Below are 11,921 nucleotides of genomic sequence, written 5' to 3'. Positions count from 1 at the left end.
CTTTCCTTTCCTTACCTCACCTTACCTTACCTTACCTTTCCTTACCTTACCTTACCTTACCTTACCTTACCTTACCTTACCTTCCCTTACCTTACCTTACCTTACCTGGTTATCAGATCATTTACTTGGAACAACACATAATGCGAGATTAATCTTCATCTTTGAACATTTTTACCGGCATTACAAATGCACGCTCGATTCAAATCACTAAACGTTATTATGCTGAAGTATACAGAATCAGAAGATTGACTTATCAGTTATAAAAAACTTATAGACTCCTCATATGAATATGTCTTCAAATCAAATTATCCAAATCAGCCAATTGTTTTTAAAAATTCTAAATAATGTATTATGCAAGCATAATATATTATTTATATTATATTTGTGTATATACTGTTATAAAAAGATATGATTAGCCAACTTATATTTATATTATGCTTTGTTAGCGCGATTATTCTGTTTGCAAAAAATGCAAGACAGATATATAAAAATATTAAAATAGGAAGAGCGCTCAATAGAAACGACAAACCTGCAGAACGTCTTAAGACCATGCTACTAGTCGCTTTCGGTCAAAAGAAAATGTTTAAAAGAGTTGTACCTGCAATTTTACATCTTTTTGTCTATATCGGTTTTTGCATCATTAATATTGAAATGATCGAAATCGTCATTGACGGAATATTTGGGACACACCGATTTTTATCATTTTTAGGAAGTTTCTATAATTTGCTGATAGCATCATTTGAATGGTTAGCATTTGGCGTACTTCTTGGTTGTATCATTTTCTTCATTCGTAGAAATGTGATTCATCTGAAACGTCTCAATAGTCCTGAATTAAAGAATTGGCCAAAAACCGATGCCAATCTTATTCTGATAACAGAAATTCTATTGATGATGGCGTTCCTGCTCATGAACGCAGCAGATCAAAAATTACAGCTCTATGGTGAGTCACATTACATCACTGCAGGATCATTTCCGATCAGTCAATATATCATCTCCTTTTTACCATCCGATCCTTCATCGTTAATGGTTATTGAGCGAATTTGTTGGTGGCTCCATATTTTAGGTGTATTTGCCTTCCTCAATTATTTACCCTATTCAAAACATTTACACATCCTTTTGGCATTCCCCAACACGTACTTTTCAAATTTAAGGCCTAAGGGAGAATTAACGAATATGGAAAATGTAACAAATGAGGTAAAAGCAATGCTCGATCCTAGCTTTACCCCTCCTACTACAGATGAGCCAGTTCGATTTGGAGCAAAAGATGTCCAAGACTTGACATGGAAAAATCTACTTGATGCCTACACCTGCACCGAATGCGGTCGCTGTACAGCCTCCTGTCCAGCTAATATCACAGGCAAGTTATTATCACCAAGAAAGATCATGATGGATACCCGTGATCGTATAGATGAAGTCGGTAAAAATATAAAGGCAAATGGAAACTTTGTAGACGACGGAAAATCATTATTGGACACGTACATAACACGCGAAGAAATATGGGCCTGTACCAGCTGTAACGCATGCGTAGAACAATGCCCTGTTAATATTAATCCCCTTGAAATTATTGTTGAATTAAGACGGTATTCTGTCATGGAAGAATCGAAAGCGCCAGCCAGCATCAATGCCATGTTTGGAAATGTAGAGAATAATGGTGCTCCATGGAAATATTCACAGATGGATCGTGCAAACTGGACATCGCAACAATAATACTTTTATAAAACTAGAATCATGGAAAAAGAATTACACGTCCCAACTATGGCCGAATTAACGGCTAAAGGTGAAACCGCAGATATTCTATTTTGGGTAGGTTGCGCAGGAAGTTTTGATGAAAGAGCACAAAAAATAACCCGTGATATTTGTCGCATTTTACAACATGTAGGCATCAAATATGCCATACTAGGCACAGAAGAAAGTTGTACAGGAGATCCAGCAAAACGTGCGGGTAACGAGTTTTTATTTCAAATGCAAGCCATGATGAACATCCAGGTATTGGATGGATACCATGTAAAAAAAATAGTGACCGCCTGTCCTCATTGTTTCAATACCCTTAAAAATGAGTATCCGGCCTTAGGAGGCAATTATGAACTCATCCATCATACGCAATTGATCCAAGGGTTAATTGATGAAGGGAAATTAAAACCTGCAGATGGAAATGTATTCCAGGGTAAAAAGATCACCTATCATGATCCTTGTTATTTAGGCCGTGCAAATGAAGTTTACGAGGCACCAAGAAAAGTATTGGAAAGTTTAGATGCACAATTGATAGAATTAAAAAGATGTAAGAGCAATGGTCTCTGCTGTGGGGCTGGTGGAGGTCAGATGTTCAAAGAGCCCGAGAAAGGGACAAAAGAGGTCAATATAGAACGGATCGAAGAAGTTATTGACAGCCAGGCAACAATTGTAGCTGCTGCATGTCCATTTTGTATGACAATGCTTAAAGATGGTGTCAAAATCAAAGAAAAAGAATCAGAAATAGAGGTTTTAGACATTGCAGAAATAACGGTAAGAGCCAACAACATATAAAAAAAGGTCTGGAAGTATCCAGACCTTTTTTTATATCATCAATATGATGTACCCAGAAGCAGATTCGAACTGCCACACCCATACGGGCGCCACCCCCTCAAGATGGTGCGTCTACCAATTTCGCCACCTGGGCCTATTTTCAAAATGGTAACGCAAATTTAAACGTTTTTTTAAAATCTGCAAGTATTTTTTACTTAGATCCTAATTTTTATTTTATACGCCCTGATTTAATAAATTCTTTTTTATTAAAGTATGGATCACACCATCAACTAAGCCCACACGTGGTACCATGATCTGTTTCAAATGCCCATACTTCATGATCGTCATGAAAATCTCTGTAGCAGGAATAATAACATCAGCACGATCATCATTTAAACCCAATAACGTAATGCGCTCTTTTAAAGAATACGATGTTAAATAATGATAAAGCGCTTTCAATTTTGCATAAGAAATAGGTTTATCAGCCTTTTCACTAGCCAATCGGGATAGTTTATTAATATTTCCACCCGTACCAATACCATATACCTGTTTGTACATTTTGGTATTGTTGGTTACCCATTCTTTAAGATCATCCCAAGTTTCCTGCTCATCCTTATTATCGAGAATACGGATCGTACCCAAATTAAACGATTTAGAATTCACAAGCTTAGCATTTGCAAATAAAGATAACTCTGTACTGCCTCCACCGACATCTATATACAAATAAACCTTATCAAGATCCATCTTTGCCTCCAAGTGGCTATTGTAGATGATTTCAGCTTCTGTAGTGCCATCAATAATAGCGATGTCTATACCAATTTCACTTACTTTCTTTACTACTTCAGGGCCATTAGATACGTCGCGCATGGCAGATGTGGCGCAAGCCATATAATCTTCCACATTATAGACATCCATCAGATCTCGGAAAGCGCGCATAGTCTTCACTAAATTCTCCGCTTTCTTAGGCGATAATTTTTGATGAATAAAAGCATCATCACCAAGACGAAGTGGCACCCTTAACAGGGTATTCTTTTTAAATGAAAAACCATCCTTTTCTTGAATAATATCAGCAATTAAAAGTCTGACAGCATTTGAGCCGATATCGATCGCAGCATACCTCACATTAATACAGTTAAAGTAAATAAAAATGAAATTGATTTCTTATTGAAAGGGAATAACTTATTCCTTATCAACAATACCTCTTTAATTGTTTCGAAAATATAAATAATAAATGAAGCCAAGGTACATTTTATGTTAAATTATTATAAACAAAATAATAACTTAACACAAAGATGATTGCTCCAATATTTCCAGCTGCCAATAAATCTGTTCTTCTGTAACAAAGTATGCTCGATTATTTCTGATTTGCTCATATACGGCATCAAATAATTGCATATAATCACCCTTTAATGCCTTTAATTGCTCAGAAATCAAATTGTCATGCTCCAGATAAGTCAATAAGCCTAGTGCATCTTCATTTTCCTCACCGTAGTGATCATCAATTGGACTGACACCAGCAAGTAATTGATTTTCTTGAACGTCCGTACGGTTCTTCACAAAAGTTCCGTTTGTACCATGTAGCAAAAAACTATATTGTGATTCCAAGACCAACATACTCACTGTAATATATACAGTCAGCCCTTGATCAAAAGTCAGCAATAATGTTGCAAAATCATCCACCTCCGAATCCTTACGATGAATAGATGTTCTTTTCACAGCAGAGATGGGTTTCCCAAATAATGAGATCACCTGATCCAATAAATGCGACCCTAGGTCAAATAAGATACCTGCAGCAGGACGTTTTGTTTCTTTGAAGACCTTTTGACCTATTTCTGCACGATATCGATCAAATCGTAGATGCAGCTCAACCGGTTCGCCCAACTTATTGGATTCTAAAACAGACTTCAAAGAATTAAAATCCGAATCAAATCGTCTATTATGGTACGGCAGCACAAATTTACCAACCTTTCTTCCTAGATCAAACAATTCTTTCGCTTCTGCGACCGTTGGAGCAAATGGCTTTTCTATCAGTACATGTTTTCCCGCTAGTAGAGCTTGCTTTGCAAATGCTACGTGTGTATCATTGGGCGTATTGACAATAACAAGTTCAATTGCCTCATCGGCTAGAAGTTCCTCAACACGATCATAACTGATAATGGAGGGATAATCTATATGCGCTTTCTTAGTAGATCGCTCCACTACTGCCCGCAATTCAAAGCGATCATTATTGGCTATAAATGGCGTATGGAATACCCTTCCGGACATTCCATACGACAAAACACCTGTAACTATTTTATTTACAGTCATTAAAATAAAGTTTTATTTAGTGATGTGCATGCTCATCTACTTTTCCACCAGCAAGTTTATATACTTCCTGTAATTTTTCTAAACTCTCATGTGAAAAATGGTTTACAGCAGCATTAGTATTATGTGACTCTTTCGTCAATTTGTTATTTACTTCAGCCTGAATCTTAGCTACCACATCAGCGTAAGCCTTATCATTAAATGCAGCAGTACTGTCTGTACCTAAAGCAGCAGGTGCTTCAAAAGCAGGAACACCTCTCATAGCATCATTCACATGAAGACTTAATGATAAAGAATCCAACTGAGGAAGAATCGTAGTGTATGCCTCCTGAATCTTTGCTGATAATGCTTTCGTATCAGCAGAAGTCGATTTTGACTCAGCAAACTTGGCCAAATTAACTAAATAATTCCCTTGCTCTCCAACATATTTAAACATTGCATAAGCATCTCCATCAGCTAAAGAAGCACGTGAATTTTTATATTGGTTATCCAAACCTGTTTGGTAGTTACAAGAAGCCAATAAAGAACTTCCACAAACTGCTACCGCTATAAATAACTTATTAAATTTCATATCAATTATATTAACAGCACAAAAATAATAAAATAAACGGGCTTCAAAACTCTTATTAAAAAAGAGTTGAAACTTTATGCCACATTTCGACCTGCATTGACAACACCATAAATGGTCCTAGCAATCAATTTAGCATATATCTCCCGTTTCTTTTCATCCAAATTACCTTCATTGATCACTTTGATCGCATAATGCTGAATAATCAATAAGGGCAATACAATATTTTCACGAGCCAATATGGACTCGCGATCAATAGGATAGTTTTCCATCAACTTAGAAGTATTGCTTAATTTTAGTAAGTACTCCTTAGTCACTAAAAATTCCTCATGAAGCATTTTCCAAAATGCACCATACTTCTCATCAAATTGCATGTAAGAAGTAATATCAAAATTGGATTTGGTCATGGACATCATACAATTGTCAATTAATGTCTGGAAGAACCCGGAAGACAAATATAATTGTTGTACATCCTTCCAAAGATTATTCTGCTCTGCCCATTTCAATGCAGTACCTACACCGTAAAAACCTGGTATATTTTGTTTTAACTGGCTCCACGCAGTGACGAAACTGATCGCACGCAGATCTTTAAGTTTCAATTCCTTATCCGAATTCCGTTTAACTGGGCGACTACTGATATTGATAGACGATAGCGCCTTTAATGGTGATAGGTTTTCTAAATAACTCAAGAATAAAGGATTTTTACGCAAATCCATAAATTTATTATAGCTCAGATCAGCCAATTTATCGACAATACCTTTTTGATGTGGAGTCAACGTATCACTCGATCGCTGTTTAAGATCGGAAATAATACCAGCATGTAAAAGCTGTTCAATATTAAATCGGGCAGTATCTAAAGAACCATATTGGCTACTGATAGTCTGTCCCTGTATAGTCAATTGAATATGATCATTCGCAATTTCCTGTCCCATTGAAGCATAAAATCTTTGCGTTTTACCTCCTCCCCTTGCAGGTGGGCCTCCACGACCATCGAAAAATACAAGATCAACATCATATTCTCTAGCAATAGCCGTTAATTCAATTTTTGCACTGTAGATAGACCAATTAGCCATTAGATATCCACCATCTTTAGTACTATCCGAATAACCCAGCATGATCGTTTGCTTATTCCCTCTTAATTTAAGGTGCTTTGCATATTCCTTATTCGTATAAAGGGATTTCATCACATCTGCAGCGCGGGTCAAATCATCTACAGTTTCAAATAATGGTACAAAATCAATTGTCAAGGCATCCTTGGTCCATCCTGACCATAAGAAAAGTTGTCTTAAACCTAAAATATCACTTGCTTGCTGACAATTACTAATGATAAAACGCTGCGCAGCACGTTCAGAACCTGATTTTTGAATATTTTTGAGCAAACGGATCACCTCTAGCGTATCTTTTTCCAATGCTGTAGCTTCATCATCAAATTTCAGATCCAACTCCTTAAAATTGATGGCCTCTTGCTTATCTATCTCGGACAATGATCCAAAATCAGCAGAAATACCGGTTTCTTTAGAGTATTTTTTAATGATATAATCAAAAGTTTGAGTCAAGATACTACTATCTTGGCGAATGTCCAATGTTGTAAAAAAGCAACCAAAAGTCATTACCTTACGCAAAAGATCATCGACGATCTCCACGAAAAGATTATTATGCTTTTCTTTCAGTACCTCCTGAATAGCTTTTAAATTTTCAATAATATGAGCAGTCTCATCGACAGGGTTTTCAACAGGATTAAAACTATTTTCATAAAATAGCTCCTGTAGATTGTCCATATATTGTTCAACACCTCTAAAAGTAATACGGCGTTTCACCACTCTGAAATCTCTGTAATAACAACGGAATAAAATAGTTCTTAAAAGTGTTGCCACTTTTTTAGTACTATCAGCACTCACATTTGGATTTCCATCGCGATCCCCCCCTGGCCAAAAACCAAGCTCAATCAATTGCCTCACTTCCTCTGTCTCAATCCCCAGCTCATCATCAATATAAGTTTGGATCTCAGAAGCTACTTTGTAGAACACATTTTCTAGAAACCAAGCCAAGCTAATCGCTTCATCAACCGGAGTAGGCTTGTTATTATTGATAAAAGGTGTTTTACCAAGTTGTTGCAATAATAAATGAATATTATGAATATCATTCTCTTTGATTGCACTGATCAGATCATTGATAATCGACAATACAGATCCAGGATAAAACTGAGTCGGGTGAGCAGTCAATACAAGGCGGACAGAGAAATCTTTTAGTTTCGCAACTATTTTTCGCTTAAGTTCCGGATTTGTTTCTGAAGATTTAATTAAAGACCCAAGCTGTGAAGATTGATCTGTTTTACCAATTGCTTTAAATGAAGAATCTTCAATTGCATCAAAAAGCACCACCTGTCTTTCGATGTATTGTACAAATCGAAATAACAAATCGACTTGAGTTTCCTCATCCGAATAAATTTCATGCTGCTCAAAAAAAGTATTGATGATATCTTCCGGAGTTTGATGCTTCTCTACTCCATTTTCACAGTGTTTGGCAAAAAAAGGTAATAAGGTACCCGTATCCTTTACCTGTTGGAAGGGTAGCGTTAAAAATAGACTTTTAAAAAGTTCAAATCGCGTCAAAACTTCGTTTTGAAAAACGGCTTCTTTTGTACTTAATTTCATATTATAGAAAAAACAGTTGTAGTTAATGGAGAACGTTTGAATATGATCAAACATTCAAATATATAAAATTTATATTCAAATAATCATTTAAATGAAAAAAAACTAATAATAACATCTTAAAATTACAATATTATTAAGAACAAAAACGTTTTTCACTTGTTATATTATTTTTGATCAAGTACAAATTACTAAATGTTACAAAATGGGAAAAATTTATACAGCAGAAGTTACTGCAACTGGCGGACGTAATGGTGAAGTAAAATCTTCAGATGGTATCATTGATTTAATTGTAAAAAAACCAACAGCTATGGGCGGTGATGGAAACGCGACCAATCCAGAGCAATTATTTGCAGCAGCATGGAGTTCATGTTTTTTAGGAGCCGTTGCCGCAGTAGGAGAAAAAGATAACGTCGATATGACCGATGCTACAGTGACGGTACGCGCATCATTTAACGAAGAAAACAATGCCTTCTTTATTTCTGCAGAAATTGATTTACATGTTCCGACTCTTAGCGCCGAACAAGCTCAAAAGCTTGCGGAAAAAGCACATCATGTATGCCCCTATTCAAAGGCTACCAGAGGAAATGTAGAAACTAAAATAACAGGTATTTAATTACCTATCATCAAATACGAACCCGCTATGCTTTTACAATAAAAAGCATAGCTTTTCCTATTCAATCTTGTATATTTGTTTGTATTCTAGATTATGAAGCAGACACAAGAGATAAAAAGTTTTTTTTATAGCCAATACTTCGCCGATGGTATCAGGATCACCATCGGATGTATCATTCCAGTCATTATTTTTGCGGCAATGGGCCAGTTCATAAATGGAACATTCGTGTCCTTAGGAGCACTGTTGGTTGGATTGTCAGATACTCCAGGCGCTCCCTCCCACCGTCGTACAGGGATGTATTTTGCAGCGATACTAACGATTATAACTTTTATTCTGACAGTCGCTGTAAATTCCAACATTTATTTACTAACGATATTAATTGCTGCCTTGTGCTTTATCTTTGCCATGTTTGCTGTGTTCAATGCTCGTGCAGCGAATGTCGGGTTGATGTGCATGTTGATGATGCTTATACATGTTGATACACCATTTACACTCGACAGCGCACTTACCTATTTATTTTATTACTCCATAGGTTGCCTTTGGTATATTATCATCAGCTTATCGATCACGCAAATTAGACCCTATAGACTAACGCAACAGGAACTTGCAGAATCCATTGGTCATGTTGCCGATTACCTACGTTTAAAAGCTAATTTTTACGACATCAATGTTGATAATGATAAAAATTATCTGAAACTGATAGACAAACAAGTCGAAGTAAACGACCATCAAGAAAACGTACGAAATCTACTCTTTCAGAGCAAAAGATCCATCAAAGATACCACCAAAACTGGACGGTATTTAACATTCGTATTCAATGATATTATTGATCTCTTTGAGCAAAGTATGGCAACTCATTATGATTATAATGCAGTCAGTGAAAAATTTGGACATACCGGTATTTTAAATGAATTTAAACATATCATCTTAAAATTAACGAATGAATTAGATCATATCGCCTATCAATTAAATGCAAATCGAATACCAACCCCAATGTACAACTTTGATCAAGAGATCAATTTAATGCACAAAAGGATCGATCAAGTGGAAAAAGAACTTCAATATAATGCCATTGCGCTTCGAAAAATTTTAATCAATGTTCGAGACATCATCCGTCATATCAATGATATTTATAGCTATTCGCACATAAAATCGACAGAAATTAATAAGCAAGAAATCGATGAGGCAAAAAAATTCATTGAACCATCCATTATTGATTTTAAAAAAATAAGAGAAAATCTAACCTTAGATTCAACTTATTTTAGACATGCGTTGCGCATGGCCATCGTCATGTCATTATCTTATTTTATAGCCAAGTCATTTCATATCAGCCAAAATATATTTTGGATATTGCTGACGATAATGGTCATTTTAAAACCAGGATTTGGATTAACAAAATCAAGAAATATCCAGCGCCTAATGGGGACCATAATTGGAGGACTGATCGGAGCTTTCATCCTTTTTATGGTACATGATGAAACCATTCGCTTTGTACTACTCATATTTTTCTTCCTAAGCGCTTATAGTCTCTTTCGAGTCAATTATATTGTAGCAGTTATATTCATGACGCCTTATGTACTGATCATGCTGAGTTTTGTCAGTACAAATACAATTGAAGTAACAAAAGAGCGAATTTTTGATACCTTTATTGGAGGTATGATTGCATTCCTTTCCAGTTATGTTATCTTCCCAAATTGGGAGTCAACACAAGTTAAAGTCTCTATGCAAAAGCTACTCCAAGCAAGTTATCACTATATTGCATTGACCATCAAAGAGATTGCAGGAAATGAACCAACAGTTACAGAATATAAGTTGGTTAGAAAAAAGCTGTATGTAGAAACAGCCAACATGGGATCAACATTTCAACGTATGCTTACAGAACCCAAAAACAAACAGAAATACACAAAAGATGTCAATAAGTTTGTTATTTTTAATCATGTTTTAGCATCATTTGCAGTTACCTTACATAATCAGGTTACTTCATCAAGAGCTAATCACAGCATCACAAAAGAACATATCAAATTGATTCGTAAGATATTAAGCTCCTTAGAAAGTGCAATCAGAGATTTAAGTAATCCCAATGAAGAAAATCCATTTACACCAGTCGATTTTCAGATACCTGAAACTCTCATAGCAATAGATGACATCAGGGACGAAAACAGTATTTTACTAACAGAGCAACTACAATTTATCAATAAAATCGCAGCAGATATTGCAAAGTTGGTACAGCAATTAAAAGAAAAAACAAGCGCGGAAATCGACCCGATGTTAAACAAAAAGGTACAATAGTTAAAATAAATGGCAATTATGCAAGATAATTATTTCGATATCATCATCGTAGGTGGGGGCCCAATAGGACTTGCCTGTGCTTTAGAAGCATCATTGAATAATCTCAGCTATCTTATATTGGAAAAAGGATGTCTTGTCAACTCACTTTATCATTATCCCCAAAATATGACTTTCTTTTCTTCATCAGACCGATTAGAAATTGGAGATATACCTTTCGTAACGACATTGCCCAAACCTAAGCGATCCGAAGCGCTGGAGTATTACCGACGCATTCAACAAAAGTTCAAATTAAAAATTAATTTATTTGAAGAAGTCACATCAATTGACAAAACGGAATTTGGCTTCCATACGCAAACGGTTAAAGACAGCTATACATCCAGATACGTCATCATTGCGACTGGCTTTTATGATATTCCTATGCAACTAAACATTCCTGGAGAAGATTTGGATAAGGTCAAACATTATTATGATGATCCACATTATTATGTCAATCAAAAAGTGATTGTAGTAGGCGCCAGTAATTCCTCTATTGACGCAGCTTTAGAGACCTTTAGAAAAGGGGCAGATGTTACCCTTGTTATACGTGGAAAAGAAATAAGTCCAAGAGTCAAGTACTGGGTCAAACCTGACATTGAGAATAGGATTGCTGCTGGTGAGATTCGCGTATTGTATAATAGTACACTGAGCAAGGTAACCCAATCTCACGCCTATATCCATACGCCAGATGCTGAAGTTGTACTAGAAAATGATTTTGTATTGGCTCTGACCGGATATCAGCCAAATTTCAAATTCCTAAAATCTGTCGGAATTCATATCGGTGAAGAGTCTCCATGTATTCCTGAGCATGACCCTACAACAATGGAAACTAACGTTAAAGGTCTTTATCTTGCAGGTGTTGTATGCGGAGGTCTAAACACTCATTTATGGTTTATAGAAAATTCCAGAATTCATGCTCAACAGATCATAACAGCGATCAAGAAGAAATAATGTA

9 protein-coding genes and 1 tRNA gene are annotated in these 11,921 nt (G+C 35.9%); 5 read left to right on the top strand and 5 right to left on the bottom strand.

All coding sequences use genetic code 11. From position 1 onward, the window contains the following. Positions 1-408: 408 nt before the first annotated feature. Positions 409-1,707, top strand: a complete 1,299-nt coding sequence (locus B3P23_RS16685; protein ID WP_293928247.1) for a (Fe-S)-binding protein — start codon at positions 409-411, stop codon at positions 1,705-1,707. Between the two features lie 21 nt (positions 1,708-1,728). Further along, entirely contained in the window at positions 1,729-2,523 is a 795-nt protein-coding gene (locus B3P23_RS16680; protein ID WP_293928244.1) for a (Fe-S)-binding protein, read from the top strand. A gap of 49 nt (positions 2,524-2,572) precedes the next feature. Here the strand turns inward: B3P23_RS16680 and B3P23_RS16675 are convergent. The 5 genes from B3P23_RS16675 to B3P23_RS16655 all read right to left on the bottom strand — a co-directional run bounded on the left by B3P23_RS16675 (position 2,573) and on the right by B3P23_RS16655 (position 8,028). Continuing rightward, positions 2,573-2,656: transfer RNA gene (locus B3P23_RS16675), tRNA-Leu, on the bottom strand. Positions 2,657-2,736: 80 nt separating this feature from the next. Next, positions 2,737-3,624 carry an exopolyphosphatase gene (locus tag B3P23_RS16670; RefSeq protein ID WP_045754813.1) on the bottom strand — a complete coding sequence of 296 codons (888 nt, stop codon included), beginning with the start codon at positions 3,622-3,624 and terminating at the stop codon, positions 2,737-2,739. A 159-nt stretch (positions 3,625-3,783) separates the two neighbouring features. Continuing rightward, positions 3,784-4,809 carry a Gfo/Idh/MocA family oxidoreductase gene (locus B3P23_RS16665; RefSeq protein ID WP_293928241.1) on the bottom strand — a complete coding sequence of 342 codons (1,026 nt, stop codon included), beginning with the start codon at positions 4,807-4,809 and terminating at the stop codon, positions 3,784-3,786. A gap of 16 nt (positions 4,810-4,825) precedes the next feature. Beyond that, a complete protein-coding gene (locus B3P23_RS16660) occupies positions 4,826-5,377 on the bottom strand; it encodes a hypothetical protein (protein ID WP_293928238.1) in 552 nt (183 codons plus the stop codon). Positions 5,378-5,451: 74 nt separating this feature from the next. Next, entirely contained in the window at positions 5,452-8,028 is a 2,577-nt protein-coding gene (locus tag B3P23_RS16655) for a phosphoenolpyruvate carboxylase (RefSeq protein ID WP_045755650.1), read from the bottom strand. Between the two features lie 202 nt (positions 8,029-8,230). On the opposite strand from B3P23_RS16655, the gene B3P23_RS16650 reads away from it, so the two are divergent. The 3 genes from B3P23_RS16650 to B3P23_RS16640 all read left to right on the top strand — a co-directional run bounded on the left by B3P23_RS16650 (position 8,231) and on the right by B3P23_RS16640 (position 11,917). Further along, the gene (locus B3P23_RS16650; protein WP_045754816.1) at positions 8,231-8,641 is read left to right on the top strand and encodes an organic hydroperoxide resistance protein; all 411 of its coding nucleotides are present in this window, start codon (positions 8,231-8,233) and stop codon (positions 8,639-8,641) included. Positions 8,642-8,734: 93 nt separating this feature from the next. Further along, positions 8,735-10,930 carry an FUSC family protein gene (locus B3P23_RS16645; protein WP_293928231.1) on the top strand — a complete coding sequence of 732 codons (2,196 nt, stop codon included), beginning with the start codon at positions 8,735-8,737 and terminating at the stop codon, positions 10,928-10,930. An 18-nt stretch (positions 10,931-10,948) separates the two neighbouring features. Further along, the gene (locus B3P23_RS16640) at positions 10,949-11,917 is read left to right on the top strand and encodes a YpdA family putative bacillithiol disulfide reductase (protein ID WP_293928228.1); all 969 of its coding nucleotides are present in this window, start codon (positions 10,949-10,951) and stop codon (positions 11,915-11,917) included. Positions 11,918-11,921 lie beyond the last annotated feature (4 nt).

The organism is Sphingobacterium sp. UBA6320 (assembly GCF_002440335.1).
Lineage (GTDB): Bacteria > Bacteroidota > Bacteroidia > Sphingobacteriales > Sphingobacteriaceae > Sphingobacterium.
This window is presented reverse-complemented; position numbering and strand designations above follow the sequence as displayed.

Bases quoted from the DNA above. Each gene is read 5' to 3' on its own strand.
- B3P23_RS16685 (WP_293928247.1), top strand. From the start codon at position 409: ATGATTAGCCAACTTATATTTATATTATGCTTTGTTAGCGCGATTATT.
- B3P23_RS16680 (WP_293928244.1), top strand. From the start codon at position 1,729: ATGGAAAAAGAATTACACGTCCCAACTATGGCCGAATTAACGGCTAAA.
- B3P23_RS16665 (WP_293928241.1), bottom strand. From the start codon at position 4,809: ATGACTGTAAATAAAATAGTTACAGGTGTTTTGTCGTATGGAATGTCC.
- B3P23_RS16660 (WP_293928238.1), bottom strand. From the start codon at position 5,377: ATGAAATTTAATAAGTTATTTATAGCGGTAGCAGTTTGTGGAAGTTCT.
- B3P23_RS16655 (WP_045755650.1), bottom strand. From the start codon at position 8,028: ATGAAATTAAGTACAAAAGAAGCCGTTTTTCAAAACGAAGTTTTGACG.
- B3P23_RS16650 (WP_045754816.1), top strand. From the start codon at position 8,231: ATGGGAAAAATTTATACAGCAGAAGTTACTGCAACTGGCGGACGTAAT.
- B3P23_RS16645 (WP_293928231.1), top strand. From the start codon at position 8,735: ATGAAGCAGACACAAGAGATAAAAAGTTTTTTTTATAGCCAATACTTC.
- B3P23_RS16640 (WP_293928228.1), top strand. From the start codon at position 10,949: ATGCAAGATAATTATTTCGATATCATCATCGTAGGTGGGGGCCCAATA.